Annotated in this window: 28 protein-coding genes; 1 reads left to right on the top strand and 27 read right to left on the bottom strand. The window is 30.6% G+C overall.

Annotation, left to right across the window (positions count from 1 at the left end; genetic code table 11):
• The 10 genes from ACRDDE_RS03450 to ACRDDE_RS03405 form a co-directional block, all read right to left on the bottom strand.
• A partial coding sequence (locus tag ACRDDE_RS03450; protein ID WP_438625544.1) for a cation:proton antiporter domain-containing protein occupies positions 1 to 554 on the bottom strand: 554 nt, incomplete at its 3' end.
• A 217-nt stretch (positions 555 to 771) separates the two neighbouring features.
• Positions 772 to 2,106, bottom strand: a complete 1,335-nt coding sequence (locus ACRDDE_RS03445; protein ID WP_438625543.1) for a CoA-disulfide reductase — start codon at positions 2,104 to 2,106, stop codon at positions 772 to 774.
• Positions 2,107 to 2,432: 326 nt separating this feature from the next.
• Positions 2,433 to 2,801, bottom strand: a complete 369-nt coding sequence (locus ACRDDE_RS03440; protein WP_438625541.1) for a YhbY family RNA-binding protein — start codon at positions 2,799 to 2,801, stop codon at positions 2,433 to 2,435.
• 30 nt (positions 2,802 to 2,831) lie between these two features.
• Complete coding sequence (gene obgE, locus ACRDDE_RS03435; protein ID WP_438625540.1) at positions 2,832 to 4,109, bottom strand: GTPase ObgE; 1,278 nt, start codon at positions 4,107 to 4,109, stop codon at positions 2,832 to 2,834.
• 129 nt (positions 4,110 to 4,238) lie between these two features.
• Positions 4,239 to 4,523 carry a 50S ribosomal protein L27 gene (gene rpmA / locus ACRDDE_RS03430; protein WP_021428632.1) on the bottom strand — a complete coding sequence of 95 codons (285 nt, stop codon included), beginning with the start codon at positions 4,521 to 4,523 and terminating at the stop codon, positions 4,239 to 4,241.
• A 14-nt stretch (positions 4,524 to 4,537) separates the two neighbouring features.
• Entirely contained in the window at positions 4,538 to 4,855 is a 318-nt protein-coding gene (locus ACRDDE_RS03425; protein ID WP_025162085.1) for a ribosomal-processing cysteine protease Prp, read from the bottom strand.
• Between the two features lie 11 nt (positions 4,856 to 4,866).
• Complete coding sequence (rplU, locus tag ACRDDE_RS03420) at positions 4,867 to 5,178, bottom strand: 50S ribosomal protein L21 (protein WP_438625538.1); 312 nt, start codon at positions 5,176 to 5,178, stop codon at positions 4,867 to 4,869.
• A 116-nt stretch (positions 5,179 to 5,294) separates the two neighbouring features.
• Positions 5,295 to 6,692, bottom strand: a complete 1,398-nt coding sequence (locus ACRDDE_RS03415; protein ID WP_438625536.1) for an Rne/Rng family ribonuclease — start codon at positions 6,690 to 6,692, stop codon at positions 5,295 to 5,297.
• Between the two features lie 207 nt (positions 6,693 to 6,899).
• On the bottom strand, positions 6,900 to 7,598 hold the full coding sequence (locus ACRDDE_RS03410; RefSeq protein WP_438625534.1) for a TIGR03936 family radical SAM-associated protein: 699 nt from the start codon (positions 7,596 to 7,598) through the stop codon (positions 6,900 to 6,902).
• A gap of 2 nt (positions 7,599 to 7,600) precedes the next feature.
• Complete coding sequence (locus tag ACRDDE_RS03405) at positions 7,601 to 9,448, bottom strand: TIGR03960 family B12-binding radical SAM protein (protein ID WP_438625533.1); 1,848 nt, start codon at positions 9,446 to 9,448, stop codon at positions 7,601 to 7,603.
• Between the two features lie 272 nt (positions 9,449 to 9,720).
• Here ACRDDE_RS03405 and ACRDDE_RS03400 point away from each other — a divergent pair, with 272 nt between their 5' ends.
• Positions 9,721 to 10,914 (top strand): FprA family A-type flavoprotein, encoded by a 1,194-nt coding sequence (locus tag ACRDDE_RS03400; RefSeq protein WP_438625531.1) that lies wholly within the window; start codon positions 9,721 to 9,723, stop codon positions 10,912 to 10,914.
• A gap of 52 nt (positions 10,915 to 10,966) precedes the next feature.
• Here the strand turns inward: ACRDDE_RS03400 and mgsA are convergent, their stop codons facing one another.
• The 17 genes from mgsA to rsxC all read right to left on the bottom strand — a co-directional run bounded on the left by mgsA (position 10,967) and on the right by rsxC (position 26,522).
• Positions 10,967 to 11,380 carry a methylglyoxal synthase gene (mgsA, locus tag ACRDDE_RS03395; protein ID WP_046823771.1) on the bottom strand — a complete coding sequence of 138 codons (414 nt, stop codon included), beginning with the start codon at positions 11,378 to 11,380 and terminating at the stop codon, positions 10,967 to 10,969.
• 17 nt (positions 11,381 to 11,397) lie between these two features.
• Positions 11,398 to 12,516: a rod shape-determining protein RodA gene (gene rodA / locus ACRDDE_RS03390; RefSeq protein ID WP_438625529.1), complete on the bottom strand. Its 1,119-nt coding sequence runs from the start codon at positions 12,514 to 12,516 to the stop codon at positions 11,398 to 11,400.
• Positions 12,517 to 12,609: 93 nt separating this feature from the next.
• A complete protein-coding gene (gene minE / locus ACRDDE_RS03385) occupies positions 12,610 to 12,894 on the bottom strand; it encodes a cell division topological specificity factor MinE (RefSeq protein ID WP_021428631.1) in 285 nt (94 codons plus the stop codon).
• Between the two features lie 17 nt (positions 12,895 to 12,911).
• Positions 12,912 to 13,709: a septum site-determining protein MinD gene (gene minD, locus ACRDDE_RS03380; protein ID WP_021432046.1), complete on the bottom strand. Its 798-nt coding sequence runs from the start codon at positions 13,707 to 13,709 to the stop codon at positions 12,912 to 12,914.
• A gap of 23 nt (positions 13,710 to 13,732) precedes the next feature.
• Entirely contained in the window at positions 13,733 to 14,410 is a 678-nt protein-coding gene (locus ACRDDE_RS03375) for a septum site-determining protein MinC (protein WP_438625527.1), read from the bottom strand.
• Positions 14,411 to 14,469: 59 nt separating this feature from the next.
• Entirely contained in the window at positions 14,470 to 17,466 is a 2,997-nt protein-coding gene (locus ACRDDE_RS03370; protein ID WP_438625525.1) for a penicillin-binding transpeptidase domain-containing protein, read from the bottom strand.
• A 10-nt stretch (positions 17,467 to 17,476) separates the two neighbouring features.
• Positions 17,477 to 17,965 (bottom strand): rod shape-determining protein MreD, encoded by a 489-nt coding sequence (mreD, locus tag ACRDDE_RS03365; protein WP_220797151.1) that lies wholly within the window; start codon positions 17,963 to 17,965, stop codon positions 17,477 to 17,479.
• Positions 17,966 to 17,980: 15 nt separating this feature from the next.
• Positions 17,981 to 18,865 carry a rod shape-determining protein MreC gene (gene mreC / locus ACRDDE_RS03360; RefSeq protein ID WP_438625522.1) on the bottom strand — a complete coding sequence of 295 codons (885 nt, stop codon included), beginning with the start codon at positions 18,863 to 18,865 and terminating at the stop codon, positions 17,981 to 17,983.
• Positions 18,866 to 18,883: 18 nt separating this feature from the next.
• Positions 18,884 to 19,957 (bottom strand): rod shape-determining protein, encoded by a 1,074-nt coding sequence (locus ACRDDE_RS03355; RefSeq protein ID WP_025161249.1) that lies wholly within the window; start codon positions 19,955 to 19,957, stop codon positions 18,884 to 18,886.
• A gap of 28 nt (positions 19,958 to 19,985) precedes the next feature.
• Positions 19,986 to 20,645, bottom strand: a complete 660-nt coding sequence (gene radC / locus ACRDDE_RS03350; RefSeq protein ID WP_025161248.1) for a RadC family protein — start codon at positions 20,643 to 20,645, stop codon at positions 19,986 to 19,988.
• Positions 20,646 to 20,701: 56 nt separating this feature from the next.
• Entirely contained in the window at positions 20,702 to 21,280 is a 579-nt protein-coding gene (locus tag ACRDDE_RS03345) for a Maf family protein (protein WP_438625520.1), read from the bottom strand.
• Between the two features lie 157 nt (positions 21,281 to 21,437).
• Positions 21,438 to 22,409: an RnfABCDGE type electron transport complex subunit B gene (rnfB, locus tag ACRDDE_RS03340; protein ID WP_438625518.1), complete on the bottom strand. Its 972-nt coding sequence runs from the start codon at positions 22,407 to 22,409 to the stop codon at positions 21,438 to 21,440.
• A 16-nt stretch (positions 22,410 to 22,425) separates the two neighbouring features.
• Entirely contained in the window at positions 22,426 to 23,001 is a 576-nt protein-coding gene (gene rsxA, locus ACRDDE_RS03335; RefSeq protein ID WP_021428592.1) for an electron transport complex subunit RsxA, read from the bottom strand.
• A gap of 11 nt (positions 23,002 to 23,012) precedes the next feature.
• Positions 23,013 to 23,609: an electron transport complex subunit RsxE gene (gene rsxE, locus ACRDDE_RS03330; protein ID WP_438625516.1), complete on the bottom strand. Its 597-nt coding sequence runs from the start codon at positions 23,607 to 23,609 to the stop codon at positions 23,013 to 23,015.
• Positions 23,610 to 23,612: 3 nt separating this feature from the next.
• Positions 23,613 to 24,188, bottom strand: coding sequence for an RnfABCDGE type electron transport complex subunit G (locus ACRDDE_RS03325; RefSeq protein ID WP_438625514.1), 576 nt, complete (start codon positions 24,186 to 24,188; stop codon positions 23,613 to 23,615).
• Complete coding sequence (locus tag ACRDDE_RS03320; protein ID WP_438625513.1) at positions 24,189 to 25,169, bottom strand: RnfABCDGE type electron transport complex subunit D; 981 nt, start codon at positions 25,167 to 25,169, stop codon at positions 24,189 to 24,191. It lies immediately after the preceding gene.
• A gap of 18 nt (positions 25,170 to 25,187) precedes the next feature.
• Complete coding sequence (gene rsxC, locus ACRDDE_RS03315) at positions 25,188 to 26,522, bottom strand: electron transport complex subunit RsxC (protein ID WP_438625511.1); 1,335 nt, start codon at positions 26,520 to 26,522, stop codon at positions 25,188 to 25,190.
• Positions 26,523 to 26,527: the final 5 nt, after the last annotated feature.

Raw genomic sequence — 26,527 nt, 5'->3', positions numbered from 1 at the left:
CTTCCTGATGTAACTATTGTAAGAAGTGTACTTACAATTATAGCTCCTACTGCATCGTTAAATGCAGACTCACTTACAACTGTTTGCTTTATTTTATCTTTTATAGTAACTTGTTTAAATACTGGTATAAGTGCTGCAGGGTCTGTTGATGCTATTATTCCTCCTACAAGTAAAGATGTCATTATTGGAAGTCCAAAAATTTTATTAGTAGTAAATCCAACTACTATAGTTGATACTACAACTCCTAATGTTGATAATAACCCTACACTAACCTTTACTTTATTTAAAACTTTTAAGTTAACTTCTCTACCACCTTCATAAAGAATAAATGCCGATCCAAAAGTTAATATAAGATTATTTTCTATAGGAAATGAATCTACACTTATTAAGTTTAAAACTGCCGGCCCTATTATGATTCCTGCTATTAAATATAGTATTACATCTGGTAATTTAAGCTTTTCACTTAATTTACCTAATATGACTCCTATTACAACTATTGCTGAAAATATTATTAATAAATTATTGGTAGCAATAGCTTCTACTGTATTTTCCATATATATAACCTCCATCTATAATATAAATTAATTTATCTTATCAATTCCAAGTATTATTTTACTATTACTTTTATCATAAGTAAAATAAATATTATAAGTGGTTATTATTTATATTTTTAATGATTGTTTGAAACTTTCTATTAAATATATTTTCCTTAGACGTAAAAAAACTGATAGTAATGCTTTAATAAGTATTACTACCAGTTTTATATTTTAATTATTTAGATACATTGCCGGCTACATTAAGGATATCCCATGTTCTTGCAAATGGTGGTGCATAACATAAATCTAGCATACCTAATTGGCTAGTTGTTAATTTTCCAAATATAGATGCAGCTATTACATTACATCTTTGAACAGCATCTTTATATCCTGCAACTTGTCCTCCTAATATAACTTTTGTATCAGCATCATATACAAGCTTTACATACATTTTATTTCTTCCTGGATAATAATTAGTCTGGTTAAAGTCTGATATAAACTTAGATTTAATCTTTATACCTAGTTTTTCAGCTTGTACTTCTGTTAATCCTGTACATGCAGCTTCCATATCCATAATTTTTATGCAACTAGATCCTAAAGACCCTTGGAAACTATTGTTAGCTCCAGCTAAATTTTCTCCAACTATTCTTCCTAATTTATTAGCACCAGTTGCAAGTGGAACATATGAATCTTGTCCTGTTACTATATTTTTTATAGTTGCACAGTCACCTGCTGCATATATGTCTTCCACTGAAGTTTTTCCAAACTCGTCAACAATAATTGCGCCATTTGGCAACATATTAACTTTACTATCTTTTAAAAAGGCTGTATTTGGTCTTACTCCAGTTGCTATTATAACTAAATCTGCATCATATTCACCTTTATTTGTTATAACCTTTTTAACTTTTTCTTCTCCAACTAACTCGCTAACTATTTCCTGTAATCTTAAATCAACATTATGATTTTTAATTTCTTCTTCTAATATATCAGTAATCTCTTTATCAAATACTTGAGGTAAAATTCTATCTTCTAGTTGAAATACCACTACTTCTTTCCCTAATTTTTTAGCTGCTTCAACTGCTTCAAGACCTATAAATCCTGCACCAATTATAGCAACTTTTTTTATTTCATCTCTATTCATTAGTTCTTTAACTTTTATACCATCATCTAAACTCTTTAATGTTGACACATTTTCAAGTTTAACATTTTTTATAGGAGGTATTATGCTGCTAGCCCCTGTTGCTATCATTAATTTATCATATGAATCTTCAAATATTTCTCCATTTTTTATATCTTGAACTTTTAATTTTTTTGAATCAGTATCAATTGAAGTTACTTCATGGAATATTTTTAAGTCTATTCCACTTTCAACAAACTTCTCAGGCGCTCTTGCTATCATATTTTGAGGATCATCGAAAAAGCCGCCAATAAAATATGGAAGTCCACATGCTCCAAATGATACAACATCTGTTTTTTCATATACAACTACTTCATAATCAGGTTTCATTCTTTTTAATTTTGCAGCAGCACTCATTCCAGCTGCTACTCCACCAATAATTACAACTCTCATCTCTTTTCTCCTTAAAAAATAATGTATTTTAAATAAATTTCTTAATTTTTTATATCTAGTTTTAAATTATAATATAGCAGTTACCCATTATTTATGATATATTAACACATTTCAATCATTTTTTCTACTTTTTTGAATTTTAAAATTTTATAAAAATTCGCTTCGCTCATGTCGCCAACGACTCCGTCCGTTGCTCAAAATATCATTTTTTACTTTCGCCAAAACATTTGTATAGCTACGTTGTATAAGTTATCCACAAACATTTGTTAAGTATAATTTCCTTAAGCGTAAAAAAAGATACCCAGTTAAATTGGGTATCTCATAAATTATCTTCTAGATTTTTTAGTCGGTCTTCCTTTTTTAGACACTGTATTATCAACTTTTTTAGCTTTCGCTTGCTCGTGTCCTGGGAATATTATCTTTGGATCTTCTTCATTTTTTTTATATATAGTAAACTTAAATCCTATAGCTTGAACAAATTCTGCTCTTATAGCTTCACATATAGCATTTGCAGTTTCTTTAGCATCTAATCCAGCATTTTCTAATATAGAAACTTTAACTATTTCTCTAGATTTTAACATATCTTCTAATTGATCTAAGAAACTTTCTGTAACTCCTTCTTTACCTATTTGAGTTATAGGTTTTAAAGTGTTAGCAACAGATCTTAAATATGCTCTTTGCTTACCTTTTAACATGTGTCCACCTCTTTACGTCTTTAATTAATTTTAATTATAGAATTCGAATTCTATATCGTATATCTTAACAGTATCTCCATCTTCTATGCCCATTTCTCTTAGTTTATCAAATACACCTTGAGATTCCATAGATTTTTGGAAGAACTGTACAGATTCCATATCTTCAAAGTTAACAGAGTACATTATTCTTCTTAAAGCTTTACCTGTAACAACATATACTCCATCTTCTATTTCAACTTCTAGTCCATCTTCAGTTTCTTGAACTAATTCTGGTCTATACATTTCTTCTTCAGTTACTAACTCAACGTCTTCAACTTCGTTTAGTAATTGTGCAACGTAAGCTATAACATCATCAATTCCTTGTCTTGTTGCTGCAGACATCTTGAATACTTTATATCCTCTTGACTCTAATTCATTCTTAAAGTTTTCAAAGTTACTTTCATCTTCCATTATGTCTATTTTGTTAGCAACAACAACTTGAGGTCTAGTAGATAACTTTTCATTATATAACTTTAACTCATCATTTATTTTATCAAAATCTTCTAAAGCATCTCTGCCTTCTATTCCTGATATGTCAACTATATGGATTAATACCTTAGTTCTTTCAACGTGTCTTAAGAAATCATGACCTAATCCTATACCTTCTGCAGCACCTTCTATAAGTCCTGGTATATCAGCAAGTACAAAACTTTCGCCAAACTTAGTTTGTACAACTCCTAAATTTGGTGTTAAAGTTGTGAAATGATAGTTAGCTATTTTTGGTTTAGCTTTAGTTACTACTGATAAAAATGTTGATTTACCTACATTTGGGAATCCTAATAGACCAACATCAGCTATCATTTTCAACTCTAATATTATCCACTTTTCTTCTCCATCAGTTCCTGATTTAGCAAATGCAGGAGCCTGTCTTATTGCATTGGCAAAGTGTTGGTTTCCTCTTCCACCTCTTCCACCTTTTGCAACTACTGCTTTATCGCCTTCTTCTTTTAAGTCAGCGATTATAAGACCTGTTGCCTCGTCTCTTATTATTGTTCCTGGAGGAACTAATAAAACTAAATCTTCACCATTTTTACCAGCTTGTCTTTTTTTAGTTCCATCTCCACCAGCTTGTGCAGAGTACTTAGTTTGATATTTAAAGTCCATTAATGTTCTTAATCCTGAATCAACTTTAAATATTATACTAGCTCCACGACCTCCGTCTCCTCCGTCTGGTCCTCCTGCTGGAACGTATTTTTCTTTTCTAAAAGATACTGATCCGTTACCACCGTTTCCAGCTTTTACAAATATCCTAGCCTTATCTATAAACATATTAATTCACCTTCTTTTTTAAAGCTTTTTTATTTATATTTGCCACAATCTATAATATAAATTCTCTCCGAGCTATATTAATCATTATATTTAAAAAAGGAGTGTATGAACACTCCTTTTTTTAGCGTATTACTCAGCAACTGGGTATACACTTACTTTTTTTCTTTTCTTGTCTTTTCTTTCGAATTTAACAGCACCGTCAACTAATGCGAATAAAGTGTCATCTCCACCTTTACCTACGTTAGTTCCTGGATGTATCTTAGTTCCTCTTTGTCTAACTATTATACTTCCAGCAGTTACAACTTGTCCATCGAATCTCTTAACACCTAATCTTTTAGAAACAGAATCTCTACCGTTCTTAGAAGATCCTACCCCTTTTTTAGATGCAAGTAATTGTAAGTTCATTTTTAACATTCTGGAGTCACCTCCTACTTTTTTAGAATTTTTATATTTTTTGGGTATTCCCTTTTAATTTCACTAATAGCTAATTGAAAATGTTGTAGTAACAATTGAGCTTTGTCTAGATATTCATCTTTAACAATGCATTCAATGTGACCTTCTTGGCCTATAACTTTATCAAATTCAATTTTCTGCAATTTACTTAAAGAATTTATAACTGATAATGCATTGGATGTAACCGCAGCACATACAATATCAGAACCAAGTTCTGCATAGTCAGCATGTCCATTAAGACAAAAACCTTTAAGCATGAAATCGTCGTTTTGATAATATTTAACTTTTATCATGGCAATTACAATTAAGCGTTTATTTTTTCAACTACTAACTTAGTGTAAGCTTGACGATGTCCGTTCTTTCTTCTGTAGTCTTTTTTAGCTTTATATTTGAAAACTATAACTTTCTTAGCTTTACCTTGCTCTACAACTTTAGCAGTTACAGATGCACCATCAACAGTTGGAGCTCCAACTACTAAGTTTCCATCTTTAGAACAAGCTAATACTTCGTTTAAAGTAACTACATCACCTTCGTTAACGTTTAACTTCTCTACGAAGATTACATCACCTTCAGCAACTTTGTATTGCTTTCCTCCAGTTTTAACTATAGCGTACATAAATACACCTCCTCGGTCTCAAACTCGCCAATACAAGGTACTCATAAGAGATTTCCAAACCTTTATTGAGCGGCACTACATTTATAAATAATACTATAATTTATATAAACTGTCAACTAACTATTAAAAATAATATTCATATTTTCATGTTGAATTTCAGCTTTTTTGTCTATATTTATTTTCACATTGTATTTCTTGCTTATATTATCAATTTTTTCTTTATAATTTTTATTTATTTCATCCGAAACATAATGATTTAACTCTATTTTAACTTGTCTATACGAAGTATGTTCTTTTATTCTCATTACTTCCTTTTCTATTTCATCTAAAATTCTATTAATTGACTTTATACTTTCTCCAGTTTTACATACGAAACATTCGCTAAGATAGTAATTGTCTATGGAATCTTTTTCTCTTCTTCTAGCAATTTCAACTAATCCAAGTTTTGTCATCCCCATAACATTTGTTTTTCTTCTATCTTTATCAGTTTCTTTGCTTAAAACTTCTAATAGATTTTTTTTATATTCATTTTTTTGCATATCTATAAAGTCTACAATAATTATTCCTGCTATATCTCTAATCCTTAGAAGTTTAGAAATTTCTATAGCTGCTTCTAAATTAGTTTGATATATTGTTTCTTCTAAATTAGAATTCCCAGTAAATTTTCCTGTGTTAACATCTATTACTGTCAAAGCTTCAGTCTTATCTATTATTAAATATCCACCACTTTTCAGCCATACTTTTCTATTTAAGCATTTATCTATCTGGGATTGGACTGAATGTAGGTCAAATACATCCTTATTATTTTCTAATAATAATTTATCTTTATAATTCTTATCGATACGTCCTAATATATTTTTTAGTTCTTCATACTTATCATTATTATTCACAATAATTTTTAAAACACTATCATTTACATTATCTTTTACATACTTAGATGCAAAATCAAGGTCCTTGTATAAAAGTTTAGGCCCTATACCTAACTTATATTCTTTTAAAACTCTGTTGTATTTTTCTTTTAAATCAAATATATCTTGTTCAATTTCCTCTTTTGAACATCCAACCGCTTCAGTTCTTATAATCCCTGTAAACTCTTCATCAATGCCTTGAACTATCTTTTTTAATCTAAATCTCTCTTTTTCTAATTTTATTTTATTTGATATAGTAAGCCTATCATTTGACGGTATATAAACTAAGTATCTTCCTGCAAAACTTATTTCAGTATTAAGTTTTGCACCTTTTGTCCCTATAGCTTCTTTATTTACTTGAACTAAAATATCTTGTCCACATTTGACATCTTCATTTTTCTTCATGCTTAAATATGCAAGCTTGTCACTTCCAATATCAACAAAATAAGCTTCTATACCTTTTAATGCCTTTTTTACAACACCTCTATAAATATTAGAAACATTTTTACTCGAATTACTCTCTATAAAAAGTTCACTTAACTTTCCATCTTCTAACACAGCTACCTTTTGAGAATTAACCAATGACTCTATAATAATATTTTTCAAAAGCTCACTTCCTATCCTTTCCTTAATTCACCTTCATCGAATATCCACAATCTTTTCTTATATCTATTTTAATAAAATGCGAAGAGTGTGCTCTATGTGTTGACGTAACACTTTACGTGCAAAGCACGTCGTGTGAAGGAGACATATATAGCACACTCGAGCAACCCACTCTCGATATCAGAAAAGAGGTGGATATCCACCTCTTTTCTACATTGGAGTTACTAACTCTCCATCTTTAACTATATATAATTCTCTTCTTAATATATCTACATCTAATGGATCAATATCTAGTTCAAATACTTCTAGCATTTTAGGTATAAATATATTAGTATTTAAATTCGCCTTAGAACCTGTAGCCATAGTTGATTCTAAAGTTATAACTCTATCTTCAACATCTATAACATCAAAATTCTTTATCATAGGTCTGATGTTAACTTCTACAGTTTTTCCTTTTTTATTTTTCTTACTTATTATAATTTCTTCTTTATTCATTAATTCTGCTACTTTAGTTTTTATAAATTCTTTAGATAGTTCTTTATCTACTTCTATCGTAAACATGTATTCACCATATTCTATAGCAGATGCTAATGATGGAACTTCTTTAGTTATTTCCTTTGCATTTACAAATTTTATACCATCTGGCATAGCAGTGTTTATTTTTTCCATAAACTCAGTAGCACTTAAATCTTCTTCTATTTCAACGTCTAAGTACTCCCCTTGACTTTCTGTACCAAGTGCTAGTGCATGTCCATAACTCATCTTAGGGTGTGGGTTAAATCCTTGAGAATATGATAATTGTATTTCAGCTCTTCTAAAAGCTCTTTGTAATAATCTTTGTAAATCAAGGTGAGATATATATATCATGTCATTTTCTTTTTTAAATTTACATCTTATTATTTTACTCATAATTAGCACATCCCCTTTCCTATAGTATGAGTGTTTATTCCACATCCATTACATTTATGTCTACAATCAACTGTTACTTTTTCTTGCTTTGATTGCTCATTTTCTCTAATTAAGAACTTTTTATTAACTCCAACATCTAAATGATCCCAAGGGAATACTTCTTCATAATCTCTTTCTCTATTTGCATAGAAAGCTATTTCAAGATTATTATTTTTCATTGCTTCTTCCCATATTTCTAGCTTAAAGTGTTCAGCCCATCCATCAAACTTAGCACCAGCTTTATACGCATCGTATATAACCTTACCTAGTTTTCTATCTCCTCTAGCAATAACTGCTTCCATTAAACTAGTTTTTGAATCATGATAGTTGTATTTTATATTTCCATTTTTTAATTTTTTAACTAAATGTCTTTGCTTTTCTCTAACTTGTTCTGTAGTATCTTGTCCATGCCATTGGAATGGTGTAAAAGGCTTAGGAACAAATGTTGAAGTACTAACAGTTACTCCAAATACTCTTCTTAATTTACCACCATTAACGTCTCTGTATATATCTATAACTTTATAAGCAAGATTTGCTATTCCATCTAAATCATCATATGTTTCAGTTGGAAGTCCTATCATAAAGTATAATTTTACACTATTCCATCCCATTTCAAATGCTTTTCTTGTAGCATTTTCTAGGTCTTCTTCTGTTACCCCTTTATTTATAACGTCTCTCATTCTTTGAGTTCCAGCTTCTGGAGCAAAAGTAAGTCCTGATTTTCTTACTTGTTGTATTTTCTCAGCTATTTCCATAGAGAAGTTATCTAATCTAAGAGAAGGTAAAGATATACCTATATTTTTAGACGCATATTCTTCTACTAAGTAATCTGTAAGCTCTGATAAATTACTATAATCACTTGTACTTAATGAAGATAATGATATTTCATCATATCCAGTATTTTTAACTAACTTTTCTAGTATTTCTTTTAATCTATCTAAGCTCTTTTCTCTTATAGGTCTATATATCATACCAGCCTGACAGAATCTACATCCTCTTGTACATCCTCTAAATAATTCTAAAACTATTCTATCATGTACAGTATCTATAAATGGTACTATAAGTTTTTCTGGATACTCTACTAAGTCCATATCTTTAATTATTCTTTTATGAGGGTTTTGATGTATTCCCTCTCTATTAGCTTTAACTTCTTTTATAGTGTTATCTTCATTGTAAGATACATCATAGAATTTCGGTATATATACACCCTCTATGTTAGCTATATCTAATAAGAACTCATCTCTAGTAGTCTTATTTTTCTTCCATTCTTTATATCTATTAACTATTTCTAAGTTAACTTCTTCCCCTTCTCCTAAAACAACTATATCAACAAAGTCTGCCATAGGTTCTGGATTATAAGCACAAGGTCCTCCAACTAATATAAACGGATCATCTAGCTTTCTATCTTTAGCAAGTATTTCAACTTTTGCTAAATCCATCATATTTAAAATATTAGTATATGATAATTCATATTGAAGTGTAAAAGCTAAAAAGTCAAAATTAGTTATAGCTTCTCTTGACTCTAGTGCAAATAAAGGAATATTATTTTCGCGCATTTTTTCTTCCATATCTACACTTGGAGCATATACTCTTTCACAAAATACATCTTCATCTCTATTTATAACGTCATATAATATATGACTACCTAAATGGCTCATTCCTACTTCATAAAGATCAGGGAAACAATGAGCATATCTTATAAGATTTTCATTTGTTGTATCTTTATGTATCGAATTTACTTCATTTCCTAAATATCTAGCAGGTTTTTCAACCTTTTTAAGAATCCTCTTCAAGTCTACTTTTTTATTCATAAAAATCCTCCGTAAGTTTATTTCAGTATATAAACATAAATATTATTATACACGATATAATAAGATGTATCAAAATATAATTACTTATATATTTGCAATTTGTAGTTTATTATATACAAAACTTTACTATTTTTTGTTAATATAGTATTGAGTGCAAAAGTTTTGAGAATTTTTCAAGTTTTTTGTATACAATATGTTTTAAAGTTTTATTAATGGGTATATTTTAAATATAATTACGTATTTTATTAATCACGGTTTAGGAGGATTTTTTTATGAAGGAAGCTTTTGAAATTAAAAAAGATATTTATTGGACTGGTGTTATAGATAAAGACTTAAAAATCTTTGACATCATAATGGAAACTGAATTTGGGACAACTTATAATGCTTATTTTATAGACGATGAAAAAAAAGTGTTATTTGATACTGTAAAACCAAACTTTAAAGGTGAGTTTATCGAAAAATTATCATCTTTAACAAAAATAGAAGAATTAGATTATATTGTTATACATCATACTGAGCCAGATCATGCTGGTAGTTTAAAATATATACTTGATATAAATCCAGATGTAGAAGTTATATGTACAAATGCAGCTAAAATGTATTTAGCTGAACAAGTTAACAGACCATTTAAATGTCATGTTATAAAAGATGGTGAAACTTTAAACATAGGTAAAAGAACTTTAAAATTCATATCTGCACCATTCTTACACTGGGCAGACACAATGTTTACTTATATAGAAGAAGATAAAACATTACTTACTTGTGATGCTTTTGGATGCCACTTTGCAAGTGTAGATCCAGATATAATAGATAGCGAAGATTATTTAAAATCAGCTAAACATTACTTTGATTGCATAGTTAAACCATTCTCTAAGCATGTTTTAAAAGCTGTAAATAAGGTTGTTGAATTAGGATTAGATTTTGATACTATATTAACTTCTCACGGTCCTATGTTAAGTAAAGACCCTATGGCTCAAGTTAAAAGATATGTAGAATGGTCTACTGAAACTGTTAATACAACTAACCAAGACCAAGTAGCTGTATTATACTTATCAGCTTATACTAATACAAAAGTAATGGCTGAAAAAATATACGAAGGTATAAAATCAACAGGTGAAGATGCTACTTTATATGATATAGAAAATATGGATTTAGCAGAACTTCATGATGTTATGGTAATGTCTAAAGGAATATTATTTGGTTCTCCAACTATAAACAGAACTATGGTTAAACCTATGTGGGATGCATTCTCATTAATAGATCCTATGGCTAACCAAGGTAAATTTGCTGGAGTATTCGGATCTTATGGATGGAGTGGTGAAGGTATAACTATGGCTGAACTACTTGTTAAGAATATGGGATTCAAGATGCCTGTTGAAACACTTAAGAAGAAATTCTTCCCAAGTGATGAAACTTTACAAGAATGTTTTGATTTTGGTGTTAAGTTCGCTGAATCAATTAAATAAATATATAAATAAAAAAGCTAGCTCAATTGAGCTAGCTTTTTTATTTATATATTTACATACGTTGAGTATTTGTCTTTCTAACTTCTCTCCAAGAAAGTTCCCCTCTATCTAATGCTTTTATAAAAATTTCAGCTGAAGCAAGATTAGTAGCAATAGGTACATGATACACATCACAAAGTCTAATTAAAGCTTGTATATCTGGTTCATGAGCTTGAGCTGTCATTGGATCTCTTAAAAATATTACTAAATCAATATCTTGAGAAACTATTAATGACCCTATTTGTTGATCTCCTCCAAGAGGTCCTGAAGCTAATCTTTTTATCTTTAACTTAGTTTCATCTTCTATTCTTTTTCCTGTAGTTCCTGTAGCATATAATCCATAATTGCATAAAATAGATTCATATCCTATACAAAATCCAACCATAGTGTTTTTCATTTCATCATGTGCTATTAATGCTATATTCATACGTCACCCCTAATATATTAGAAATTTATTTTCTTTCTTCTCATACCTACATTTAGTACAAGACCTAAGTTAGCTAAAGACGTCATAAGAGAACTTCCTCCATAACTAACAAATGGCAATGTTACTCCTGTAACAGGTATTACAGCAACTGTCATTCCTATATTCTGTATAACTTGATAAGCAAACATGCTCGCTACCCCAATAACTATTAAGGTTCCATAAAAATCCTTGGCTTCTTTTGCAATAACAATCATCCTTATTAAGAATAACCCGTACAGTAAAATTATTACAAACATACCAATAAGCCCTAATTCTTCACCTATAACAGCAAATATAAAGTCACTATCTTGAACTGGCAAGAAATCATTTTGATTTTGAGTTCCTTCATATAGCCCTTTACCTGTAGTTCCACCTGAACCTATAGCTATCATTGACTGCATAACTTGGTAGTTACCAGGTAAAGTAACATCCTCTGGGTGTAAGAAAGCATCTATTCTTATTCTTTGATGTGGTGCCATTACCATATACATAAGAGGCATAACTACAACTATTGCTATAAGACCTCTTTTAATTATTTTATCATTAAGTCCTGCAGTAAACAACATACCTCCTATTATACAACAAAATACTATAGCCGTTCCTAAGTCTGGCTGTACAAGTAAAAGTAATATTATAGGTGCAGCATATAATGCAAGAGGCACAATATCTTTTATTGTTTTTAATTTACCTTTCTTTTCTTCAACAATTTTCGCATAACTTAGTATAAAAGTTAATTTAACTAACTCTGACGTTTGAAAGTCTAAAGGCCCTAAATGTAACCATGATCTAGCTCCTGCATTAGCCTTTCCTATTCCTGGTATCCATACTAATACTAATAGTATTAAACTTACTATATATAATGCTTTGTAATACTTTCCTAAAAGATTATAGTCAAATAGAAGTATTACAAATACAAGCCCCATACCAAGTAAGAATGCTAGTCCTTGTTTAGTTATTTGTTTATAGTTCCCTGTAGTAGTTGCATGAGTTGCACTACTTAATATAACAAGCCCAAAACCAAATATACAAATAACTACCGCAATTAGCTTCCAATCAAGCTCTTTCATTAATTTAAACATTGATCTAAAATCAAACATGTTATCACCATCTTTCTTATTTGTGACAATACCTACGCAGTATCATTTATGTTAATGCAAAAAGGGGTTTGCTAATACGCTCCCCCCATTTTTCTATCTACTTCGTTCTTTTATATTCTTTAATGGTATGTTAGCAACTAATGCTGATATAGGACCATCTTCTTCATCACTTCTAGATTTAGCCATCTTTATTTCTAATCCGTCTTCTTCTATCTCAGCATAATTTGCAATAACTTTAAGTATATCTGACTTAATAAGGTCTAGAAGCTGTGGAGAACAGTCTATTCTATCATGCACTAAAACTAGTTTAAGCCTTTCTTTTGCTACATTCTTACTAGTTTTAGATTCATTAGAAAACATCTTAAATAAATCTAACATGAATTTATCCCCCTTCACTACTTAGCCATTCCAAACATCTTCTTAATTTTAGTTAGTATATTAGTTTCTTCTTCTACTTGCATAAGAGGTATATCTTCTCCCAAGATTCTCTTTGCAACATTTTTATATGCTTGTCCTGCATTAGATCTTGAATCTAATATTGCAGGCTCACCTTTGTTGGTAGAAACTATTATAGTTTCATCATCAGGAACTAATCCAATTAAGTCTATAGCAAGAATTTCAACTATATCTTGTTTATCCATCATATCTCCACGCTTAACCATTTCATTTCTAATTCTATTTATAACTAAGCGTATGTCTTTTACTTCATTTGCTTCTAAAAGTCCTATTATTCTATCTGCATCTCTAACTGCAGATATTTCAGGGTTAGTTACAACTATAGCTCTATCTGCTCCAGCTATAGCATTTTTAAATCCTTGTTCTATTCCTGCTGGACAATCTATGATTATAAAATCAAATGACTCTCTTAACTTATCACATAAATCTTTCATTTGTTCTATAGATAGAGCATTTTTATCTCTAGTTTGAGCTGCTGGAAGTAAGTATAAATTATCAAATCTCTTATCTTTTATAAGAGCTTGCTTTAATCTACAAGTTCCCTCAACAACATCAACAATATCGTACACTATTCTGTTTTCAAGACCCATTACAACATCTAAATTTCTAAGGCCTATATCAGCATCAACTACAACCGTCTTTTTATTTTCTAAACTTAAAGCAGTTCCTAAGTTTGCAGTTGTTGTAGTTTTTCCAACTCCACCTTTTCCTGATGTTATAACTATAACTTCACTCATAATACTACCCCCTCCTACATTAACTATCTATTTATTTTTTTGGGTAAATAATTTTCTATAACTATTGTTTCATTATTTGTAAATGCTATTTCAGGATTTATATCATTACGTGGCGAATATTCTTCTTCAGGCGCTTCAGCTATATAATTTGCTATCTTTAAAACCATAGGATTTAAATTATTAGCTACTATATAAGCATTTTTATTACCCTTTGACCCTGCATGTATAAATCCTTCAACTTTACCCATTACAACTACATTTCCATATGCAATGACTTTAGCTCCTGGACTTATATTACCCATTACAACAGCACTTCCAGTAGCTATAACTTGACAACCTGGTTTCATATCACCCATTACAACTACATCGCCTTCGAACTCTACATTTTCTCCAGAGCGCATATTATTTACATACTTAGTATCATGATAAGCATATGGTATTTTAATTTCATCTTCTATAAACTCAATATCAAATCTTGAAGTTATATCTTCCTTTAATCGAAGTAATTCTACATCACTCAAATGATTATAATTTATAGAATAAATTTTAGCTCCATTGAAAAAACCTATAGATGTTTCTATTTTATCTATTATGCATTGTCTAATTTCTTCAAACGATGCCTTCCTTTTTACGTTGATAACTATGCCTCTTTTATTTCCTTTAAATTCCACTAACTCCTCATTTGTTGCTTTAAAAGACATTTTATACCTCCAAAGCTATATCTCACTTTATATATTCTCCAATTTTTTTTCAAATCCTTCTATTTTTTTAACTGAGATGCAAAATTCATTGCATTACCATCTTGTTCTTTTGCAGCTTCCGCTTCTTTATTTGCTTTTTCTTCTTTATTTTTCTTTTCATCTATTAATCCGAAATACTGTCCCATAACTTCTCTCATAGGAGGTAGCGCAAGACTACTTGAATTACCTTTAGGTAAAACAGTTACAACCGCTATCTCAGGATCATTAGCTGGAGCAAAACCTACTGACCAAGCAAATGATGGATAATCTTGTTTATATGCATCTATCTGATCATCTGTTAATTTAGGATTTAATTCTTTTATTGCTTTTCTTAAGTATCTAGCTTTTGTAGCTTCACTATTGTCTGGAACAAATTCAGCTTCTGTCTTTGTATCTGTCTTTTCTTCTTTTTTGCCAAATAAAGACTTACTTTCTTTTTCTTCTTTTTGTTTTTCAGCTTTTTGTTCTTTCTCAAACTCTACTTTAGCTTTTTCATTTGCTTCTTTTAAAAGTTTGTTTGCTTCTTTAACAGCTTCATCTTTAGATACCCCATATGATCCCATATGACTAATTAAATAATCATATTCATTTTCTGTAGGTATCTTACCACTTCTTTCAGCTGTCCCAGTTTTTACAGCTGTTTCAATAGGGAAATTAGCAAATACACTTTTTCCTCCACCTATTTTAGCAACTTGTTTCATACCTTGAGTTAAATCCTTTAAATTATTAGGATCTTTAAATGGTATTTTTTCAACTTTATTTGTATCTACCTTTACATCTTTAAAATCACTAGAAACAGTTTTATCAACTACTGAAGCTTCTACTAAGTTACCTCCATTAGCTATTGCTGCAACATATCTAGCAATTTGCGCTGGAGTATATGCATTTTCCCCTTGTCCTATAGCTAAGTTGAATGTATCTGCATCTGACCAATTTCCAAAGTTAAAATAGTTAAATTTAGCAAAGTCAGTAATTTCTGTTATTTTATCTTCTTTAACATGAAGCTTTTCAAGTCTCTTCATAATTTCATTTCTTGAAGGATTATCTTTAGTCCAGCTTACAATTTCATTAATTCTCTCATTGTATTCATCTGGATTTTTAGCTTTTGTTATATCTGTAAAAGCATCTCTCATTTTCTTGTCTAATTCTATTCTTAGAGAGTTTTCTGTGTTTCTAAGTTTATCTTCTTTATTTGGAACTTTACCTTTACTTTCTCCTATCTCAGATTGAAGACCAGTATTATCATCTAATCCAAATAATTTTGCATATTCTAATATTTTCTCAGGGCCTGTATCTATTCCAAGTTTTTCTTTAGATTGCCAGTTATATCCAGTACCTACAGTATAGAAATAAATATTACAAGACTCTTGTATAGCTTTATATAAATCCGTGTACCCATGATTTGACCTACCGTGATGCCATACATAATCGGCAAATGGTCTATTTCCAAGATAAATTACCCCAGGGTCCATTATTCCATATGTTGGACTTAAACCACCTTCTAATGCCGCCATACCTGTTACAAGCTTAAACGTAGATCCAGGTTGGAATGCTCCATTTGTAACCAAGTTATTTAAAGGATTTGCTGATAAAACATCATTAGGATTTTTAGGTTGTAATTTTTCATATTCCTCAGATGATATTCCTGTTGCAAATAAATTTGGATCGTAATTAGGATAACTAGATGAAGCTAAAATGTCTCCAGTTTTAACATCAATCACTAGCATAGCCCCAGAGTCTAAGTATGGAGCTGTTTTTCCTGCTGTACTATAATTTCCAAATACACTTGTAAATGTTCCACCCGCTCTTGCTGCTTTTATTATTTTTTCTAATGAATCATCAGATACCTTTTGTAGATCTTTATCTATACTAAGGTATACAGTGTCTCCAGATTTTGGTTCTTTTACGTCTAACTCTTTACTTACTCTACCAACAGAGTCAACCTCAACCTTTTTGTATCCATCTTCACCTTTTAATTTATCTTCATAATATCTTTCAATACCTGTTTTTCCAACTATATCACTTTTGCTATATCTTGCATCTCCAGATTCTTGCTTTTTAGCAAGTTCATCTTCTGAAATTTTACCCATAGTACCTAACGTATGAGATGCTAAGTTCTTTTCAGGATAATCTCTAACTGGTTCTATTGCTACTGATACTCCTGGGAATTCTATAGCTCTTTCTTCTATCTCAGATATAGTTTTTTCATTTACATCTTTTGCTATTGTTACAGGTTTATATTGAACAAACCCTTGAGATTTAAGTGCATCTCTAACAATCATAATTTTCCTAGCATCTGTATTCGATAAGCTACCAGGTATTTCATAATATTTTCTAATTTCTTTGAATGCATTTTTCGCATTAATATTTATATTATCTATCTTGTATGCTTTTAACCAGTCTTCTTTATTTCTTTGCTCCGTAAACTTCCAGTCTTTAACTAAAACTGGAGGATATATTCCTACAGAGTTTAACTTTTTTTGAATTTCAGCTGGTTCTAAATTTCTTACAGATGATTCTATTTTATTTTCCTTTATAGCTTTATCAACTATATAGTAAAAAGTCTCTTTAGCATTTAATTCCAACGGAACCTCATTTTCCAATTTATAATCTCTTATTTTCTTATCAAATGTATAGAAGTACTTTCCATTTTCTACGTATATAGGAAATTCATCTATAAATTCCTCTTTATTTTTTTCTAATAAATTGATTAGTTCCAATGAAATTTCATTAGCTTTAGTTTTTCCATTTTTATCTTTTTTGTTAACTCCATCATTTGATATGTGAATAGTGAAAGAGTTTCTGTTAGAAGCTAGAGTACGACCATATCTATCTTTTATTTCTCCTCTCGGAGCTTTTATCGGAATTTCTTTATATGTTTTATTACTAGCTAGCTCATTATAATGCTCATGCTTAAATGTCGTCATGTATATAATTTTTGCAAGTATAATGCAAAGAACTACAATAATTATATACTTTATTATATCAAGCCTATCAAATCTTTTATTTTCATCCATTTAATCACCACTAATCTTTTTTCAATTTAAGGATTGACCCCTTGAAAATATAATAAAAAATTAAGCTTCCTATACTATTTACAAGTGGCACTGTACATATCCCCTTAATGAAGATATGTAAAATATCATAAGTTTGGTATACTGTTCCTAAAAGAACTATATTTACAATAGAATCTATTAAACTAGTTATAAAAACTAATGCAAAAACAGTTATATAGCTATTTTTATATATCTTGTCGTTTAAATTGCTTATTCCATATGCTATTATAGCTAAAATCAAAGCATTAACCCCAAATATACTACCTAAAGCTATATCTTTTACAAACCCTAATAGAACAGCTATTGTAACAGCTTCTATATCATCTAAGTACAAAGATATTATAGTCATATATATCAGAAGAAAGTTTACACTAACTCCAAGTATATCAACATAATTAGTGATACTACCTTCTACTATAACTATCAAAACACCAATAAGAAAAAGTAATATTCTTTTCATTTGTAGTTTCTCCTTCTAATTTATATTTCTTGGTTCGATAACTACAACATCATCAATGTTTTTGAAGTCGACATATGGTTTTACTATTACATTTTTTAAACCTTTGTTCTTGTCATCAATAACTTTTTCCACTGTTCCAATAGGTATTGATTGTGGATATAGACCTAATCCAGATGTTACAACAACATCTCCTGGAAGTACATCATATGAAGTTGAGAACATATAACCTTCTAATAAACCTTCTGCTTTATAATTTTTGTTTTCATTTGCTTCCTGACTTATTACACCTTTGCTTTTAGGATCTTTTAGTAATTGAAAGCTTACTGATGATTTTGTATCTAATAAAGAAATAGCTTTACTATAGTTATCAGAAACTTCGTAAACAACACCGACCAATCCATTTCCTCCAACTACAACACTATCTTTTTTAACTCCGTCATTCTTTCCTGCACCTATTACAAATGACTTATACCAGTTACCGTCATTTTTACCTACTACTTGTGCACTTATCATATTTTTTTTGTATTTTTCATCTATAAAGTTTAGTGATTTTTTTAAACTTTGTAGAGATTGAGCACTTGATGATTCTTCTTTTAAATTAATTATTTCTTGTTTTAATTTTTCATTTTCTTTTTCTAATTTATCAACTTTATTTGCGTTTTCTTTAAATTTAAATATATTACTTGTACCGTCTTTTATAAAAGTAAAGCCTTTGTTTAAGTTGCTCTCAATTGATGATATCGAACTTAATACAACGCCACTTCCTTTAATTCCACCTTTAGAGTATCTGCCTATTGATATTCCTACAATTCCAATTAAAGTGATAGCAACCCCTATAGTTGCTACCACTTTAACGTTATATTTTCTATTATCTTTTTTCTTATTATTATTTAGTTTCACCCTATCACCAACTTTAAATTATCTTCTACTGTTGTTCATCATTAATACTTTTTCAAATATTTCTTGATCTTCTACAGATTTTCCAGTACCTAACGCAACGCAGTCTAAAGGATTTTCAGCTATATGGACAGGCATTCCAGTTTGCTCTTTTACTAACTTGTCAAGCCCTCTAAGTAAAGCTCCACCTCCAGTTAGCATTATTCCGTTTTCCATTATATCTGAAGATAATTCTGGTGGAGTTTTTTCTAAAGTTGATTTAATTGCATCTACTATTGATGTTATAGGCTCTTTTAAAGCTTCTCTAACTTGAGATGATGATATGTGCTCAGTCTTAGGAAGTCCAGATATTAAATCTCTACCTCTTATTTGCATAGTTTCTTCTGAGTCATCTTTAAATGTTGATCCGATTTGTATTTTTACATCTTCTGCAGTTCTTTCACCTATCATTAGGTTGTACTCTTTTTTAACATAGTTAACTATAGACTCGTCAAACTCGTCTCCACCTATTCTTATAGATTTAGCAGTAACTATACCACCTAAAGATATTACAGCTATTTCTGTAGTACCTCCACCTATATCTACTACCATGTTTCCTTCTGGTTCTTCAACTCTAAGTCCAGCCCCTATTGCAGCTGCCATAGGCTCTTCTATAAGATATGCATCTCTTGCTCCTGCTTGTCTAGCAGCTTCTTCTATAGCTCTTTTTTCTACTTCTGTTACACCGAAAGGTACACAGATTGCTATTCTTGGGCTAACTACACCTTTGTTAGATGCTGCTTTTTTAATAAAGTAACTTAGCATTGCTTGAGTAACATCAAAATCTGCTATAACTCCGTCTTTCATAGGTCTTATAGCTACTATATTTCCAGGTGTTCTACCTATCATTTTCTTAGCTTCTTCTCCTACTGCTAAAACAGACTTACTGTCATCTCTTATAGCTACAACAGATGGTTCTCTAACTACGATACCTTGTCCTTTTATATAAACTAATGTATTTGCTGTTCCTAAATCTATTCCCATGTCCTTAGACATTTTATTAAATCCAAATAAAGATTTGAATCCTTTTTTCTCTTTCTTTTCTTTCTTTGCCATAATTTCAAGCTCCTTTCACATATATCCATCAAATTATCATATTTTCCTTAAAACTGTAATAAAGCCCATCACCTATTATTATATGGTCTATGACTTCAATACCTATTAATTCGCCACATTTTACTAATCTAGACGTTACATTCTTATCTTCACGAGATGGTTCTATACTTCCTGATGGATGGTTATGCATAAGAATAATTTTGTTACTACTTCTTTTTATAGCTTCTCTAAACACTTCTCTTGGATGAACCACTGACATGTTAAGAGTCCCTATAGAAACATCAATATCACATATTATTTCGTTTTTTGTATTCAACAGAATTGTTTTAAAAACCTCTTTATTTAAATACCGTAAACTATCCATGTAATATTTATAGATATCCCATGGGTTTGTGATTTTATATTTTGTAGGTTTTGCACTCGCTATTCTTATACCTAATTCTAAAGACGCTTTTATTTGCGCTGCTTTAGATAGTCCTATGCCATCAATTTCACATAACTCTTGTATAGTTATGTCCTTTAGCCATCTTATTCCTTGTCGATCTTTATTTATTATATAATTTGCTAATTCTAAAACACTTTGTTTTTTAGTTCCTGTCCTCAAAATGATTGCTAATAATTCAGCATTAGATAAGCTTTTTTCTCCTTGCGTAAGCATTTTTTCTCTAGGTCTTTCTTCTAATGCCATCTCCTTTACACTAATACATAAACTTGATGACCCCATAAAAAATTACCTCCCTAGAATTATTTAAAAAGATTTATATTGAAATTTATTTTAAGGATATCACTTAACTTTGATATTGGTAATCCAACTATATTAAAATAATCTCCCTTTATTTCTTCAACTAGTAGAGCTCCATATCCCTGTATCCCGTAAGATCCAGCTTTATCTAAACACTCTTTAGTACTTATGTAATCCTTTATATCTTGGTCAGTTAATTTTTTAAATTTAACATTACTTATAGCATAGTCCACTATCTTTTTTTCATTTTCTAAGTTTACTATGCTCATTCCTGTTATTACTTGATGTTCTCTATTTGATAATTTGCTTAACGTATTAAAAGCTTCTTCTTCATTTTTAGGTTTCCCTAAAATTTCATTGTCTAAAACAACAATAGTGTCAGCTCCAATAACTAAATCACTTGGATTTTTTTGAGCAACACTCATACATTTTTCAAATGCTAGTCTTAAAACTAGTTGTATAGGCTCCTCATTTTCAAATATTCTTTCATCTATATCGCTAGTTATAATAGAAAATTTAAGATTTGCATTTTCTAAAATTTCTTTTCTTCTAGGCGATCCTGATGCCAATATTATATTCATTAATTCACCTCTTTTTTGATACTTATTTAGTTTATCATTATATTGTAAAAAATTCAACGTTAATGTCGAACGTTTTTGTTACACTCTAGTTACAATTTTTATTTTTTCTAAAAAAATAGGAGATATGGAAAATATCCATATCTCTATAATATCCACATTATAAAATTTTAATAGCCTTTTTAGGACATTTTTGAACACATAGGTGACATCCTACACATTTGTCTGTATCTACCTTATGCTTTTCTTTTAACTCTCCTGAAATTGCATCAAACTTACATTGTTTTTTACATATAGTACAACCTACACACTTATCTTCTTCAATTGTAACTTTTTTTCTATCATTTAAATTACCCTTTATAACTTTTGTTGGACATTTCTCAACGCAAATCATACATTGTACGCATTTACTATAATCTATTTTAGCTATTTTATCTTCTACATGTATAGCATCAAATGGACATGATTTTGCACATATTCCACACCCTATACAACCTACACTACACTTATCTTTTACTGTTTTCCCAAAATCTTTACTGTTACAAGATACAAATACTTTGTTTTTAACAGGTTTTTCAGTTATTAATCCTTTAGGACAAACATCCATACACTTACCACAAAGCACACATTTTTCTTCATCTATAACAGCTACTCCATCTATCAATTTAATTGCATCAAACTGACAAACACTTACACATGTTCCAAGTCCTAAGCATCCATATTTACAATCTTTAGAACCTCCATTTAAAGCACTTGCTGCTCTACAATCATTTATACCTTCATATAAATACTTTTCTTTTGAAACAGAGCAATTTCCGCTACATATAACATTAGCTACTTTCTTTTCCCCTGCTTCTGATGATACACCCATTATCTCTCCTATTTTAGCTGCACATTCGCTACCTCCAACAGGACAACCATTTATAGGTGCATTTCCTTCAACTACAGCACTTGCTAAACCTCCACATCCTGGGAATCCACATCCTCCACAGTTTGCTCCAGGTAATACTTCAAGTATTGCTTCTACTCTTTCATCAACTTCAACCGCAAACTTCTTAGAAGCATACGCTAAAATTGCTCCAAATATTAACCCCATTACACCTAAAACTAAAATTGAATTAATTATAGCCAATTATCTCACCCCTAACTTATAGCTTTATAAGCCCTGCAAAGCCTAAAAATGCTATAGACATTAAACTTGCTGATATTAGTGTTATTGGAAATCCTTTAAAGCTTTCAGGAATATCTGCTAATTCTAATCTTTCTCTTATCCCTGCAAATAAAACTATAGCTAAAGTAAATCCTACACCTGCTCCAAATCCATTTACCATAGTTTCAACTAAGTTATATCCATTTTGAACATTAACTAAAGCTATACCTAAAACTGCACAGTTTGTAGTTATAAGGGGTAAAAATACTCCTAGTGCTTGGTATAAAGATGGACTCATTTTTTGTATTACCATTTCAACAAATTGAACTATAGATGCTATTACTAATATAAACGCTATTGTTTGTAAAAATTGATTATTAGTTATTTCTAATATTTTTTGTACGAAATATGTTATGAAAGATGCTAGAGTTAAAACAAATGTAACTGCAACACCCATCCCTACTGCTGTATCTACTTTTTTAGAAACTCCCAAAAATGGACAAATACCTAAAAACTGAGATGTTATAACATTGTTAACTAATACAACACTTAAAAATAAAAGTATTAAATTCATATATATCCCTCCTAATTAGCTTTCTTATCTTTTAATTTATTAAACCCTGCAAGTAAAAATCCTAATGTTAGGAAAGCTCCTGGCGGTAATATAAATAATAAAGCTGGTTGGAAAGATGCTCCAAATAATGCAAATCCAAATAAACTACCATTTCCAAGTATTTCTCTTATAGATCCTAATACTGTTAATGATAACGCAAATCCAAGACCCATACCTAATCCGTCAGCTGCTGACTCAACTGGTTTATTTTTAGATGCAAAACTTTCTGCACGAGCTAATATTATACAGTTAACAACTATTAATGGTATAAATAGCCCTAGTGCTTTATCAAGTGCTGGAATATATGCTTTAAGCAACATTCCAACCATAGTAACAAACGTTGCGATTACTACTACGAAAGCTGGTATTCTTATCTTCGATGGCACAAATTTTCTCATCATGGATATAGCCACGTTTGAACAAATTAGTACTGCTGTAGTAGAAAGACCCATCCCTAATCCATTTATAGCTGAGGTTGTAACCGCCAATGTAGGACACATACCTATTACTTGAACAAGCGTTGGGTTTTCATCTATTAATCCATTTTTAATTATTTTTCCTAAACCCATGTTTTATTCCCCCGTTCCATTAATTGATATAAGTTTTTGTTCATATACATCCATAGCTGCATTTACACCAGCTGTTACAGCCTTAGAAGTTATAGTTGCTCCAGATATAGCCACTATATCATTTTCATTACTAGCATTTCCCTTTACTACGTTTAATGGAGTTTTAGTGCCTTTACCATTATATTGATCTTTAAATGAAGGATCTGCTGACTTTGATCCAAGTCCTGGTGTTTCTGAATGGTTCCCTATTTTTACTCCTGAGATTTTACCATCATTAGAAATTCCAACCATAACTTCAACTTTACCTCCATAACCTTTAGGTGTTGTCTTTATAGTGTATCCAACTACTTCTCCACCTTTTGTACCTTGGTAAACTTCTTCTATTAAATCACCTTTTACATCTTTTACTTCACTAAATTCTTCAGCTACTTGAAGAACTTCTTGTCTAGATTCATTATTAGCTTGAATATTTCTTTGTTGTATAACTGGTGCAGTTATATTATTTGTTAAGCTTAACATAAGCGATGCTACAGCACATATTACAAATAATATAGTCCCTAATCTAAATATATCCTTCATTTATTTAGCCACCTCCCCAAATACTCTTGGTCTAGTGTATTTATCAATAAGAGGAGTCATTACGTTTACAAATAGTATAGAGTAAGATACTCCTTCTGGATAACCTCCATAAAGTCTTATTACTGTAGTTATAACCCCTGCTACTATTGCATATATAATTTGACCTTTTTTAGTCATAGGAGAAGTTGTATAGTCAGTAAGCATAAAGAATGCTCCTAACATAAGTCCTCCAGCTACCATTTGATACATTACAAACTCAAAATTAAATCCACCTAATATAAACATTAATATTGCTACTGTAGCTATATAAAATACAGGGATTACGTAATTGATTATACCTTTGTACATTAAGTATAATCCCCCCAGTATTAGTAATATCGCAGATGTTTCACCTATACATCCACCTATATTACCTACAAACATATCAAAAAGGCTTACTCCACCATTATTCAGTACATTTATACCTTCAGCTCCTGCTTTTAATGCTGCTAATGGTGTTGCTGTTGTAACTGCATCTAAATTTCCTGAACTAACCCAGTTTACTCCAGTTTTTGTCCATGTAGTCATAGCTACTGGAAATGATGCTAGTAAGAATGCTCTCGCCCCTAACGCAGGGTTTATAAAGTTATTCCCTATTCCACCAAATACCATTTTTACAATTATTATTGCAAATGCTGAACCTGCTAAACACATCCACCATGGAAGAGATGCAGGAACATTGAATGCCAACAATAACCCTGTTACGACTGCTGAGTAGTCCCCAATAGTAGATTCTTTTTTGCTTATTTTTTGGCATATCCATTCAAAGCCTACAGCTCCTAATATGCACCAAAACATTACGTTAATAGCACTCAATCTAAAGAAATATATACCAGCTAATGCTGCAGGTAAAAGAGCTATTATAACTTGCTTCATTATATATGATGTATCTTCATTACTTCTCACATGTGGAGAAGATGACACTATTAGTTTATTATCCATCATATTTCCCCCTAACTTTTACTTATTTGATTGCTTTCTTTTTAATGCAATTATTTCTTTTTTAGCTACTCTAATTGATTGAAGTAGAGGTCTTCTTGCTGGACATATAAATGAACATGATCCACACTCTATACAATCTAGCGCTCTAAATTTTTCAGATGATTCAAAATCTCCTTTTAAGCTATATGCACTTATGTATAACGGTTGTAAAAATGCTGGACAGACATCTAGACATTTACCACATCTTAAACAATTATTAGGTTTAGGAATAGTGGCTTCAGCTTCATCTAAACATAATATTCCTGATGTCCCCTTATTAGTAGGTATGTTTGTAGTATATTGAGCTATACCCATCATAGGTCCACCCATTATTATTTTTCCAACTTTTTTATCACTTTTAAGTCCCCCACACTCTTCTATAATTTCAGAGAAAAGTGTTCCTACTTTAGTTACAAGATTTTTTGGTTCTTGTATACAATTTCCAGTTATAGTTGTTATCCTTTCTACAAGAGGCATACCTGTTTTTATAGTTTTTGCTATTTGTGCAGCTGTACCTACATTGTTTACAACAGCTCCTGCATCCATTGGAAGTCCACCTGATGGTACTTCTCTATTTGTACAAGCATATATAAGTTGTTTTTCTGCCCCTTGAGGATATTTAACTTCAAGACCTACAACTTCTATATTATTTATTTTACTTGCCACTTTTGTAATAGCCTCTATTGCATCTGGCTTATTTACTTCTATTCCTATGTAACCCTTATCTACATTCAATGCCTTCATAAGAACTTGTAATCCAAATACAACATCTTCTGGATTTTCAATCATTAATCTATGATCTGCTGTTAAATATGGTTCACATTCTGCTCCATTTAATATGACAAAATCTATCTTTTTATCTGGAGGTGGAGAAATTTTTACATGTGTTGGGAATGTAGCTCCTCCCATTCCAACAATGCCTGCTTCTTTGATACTTTCTATTATTTCTTCTTTTGTTAAACTTTCTAAACTCCCTTTAGGCTTAACACTTTCGTGCACAGTATTTTTGAAATCGTTTTCTATTATTACACATGTGCTTACTCCCCCAGGAACGTCAATTTCTTTTATTCCTATTACTGTTCCTGACACTGATGAATGAATGTTTGCAGATACAAAACCTTGCATTTCACCAATCTTTTGACCTACACAAACCACATCACCTAATTTTGCTATAGGTTTTGCTGGTGCTCCTATATGTTGTTGCATTGAAATATATACAACTTTAGGATCTTTAGCTTTTTCTAGCGGTTTGCTGTTGGTATACTCTTTTCTGTATGGAGGATGTATCCCTCCTTTGAAAGTTAAGAGCTTCATACTTC

It is taken from the genome of Paraclostridium sp. (assembly GCF_051656405.1).
GTDB lineage: Bacteria > Bacillota > Clostridia > Peptostreptococcales > Peptostreptococcaceae > Paraclostridium.
The sequence above is the reverse complement of the archived record's forward strand: the minus strand, read 5'-3'. Positions and strand labels throughout refer to the sequence as shown.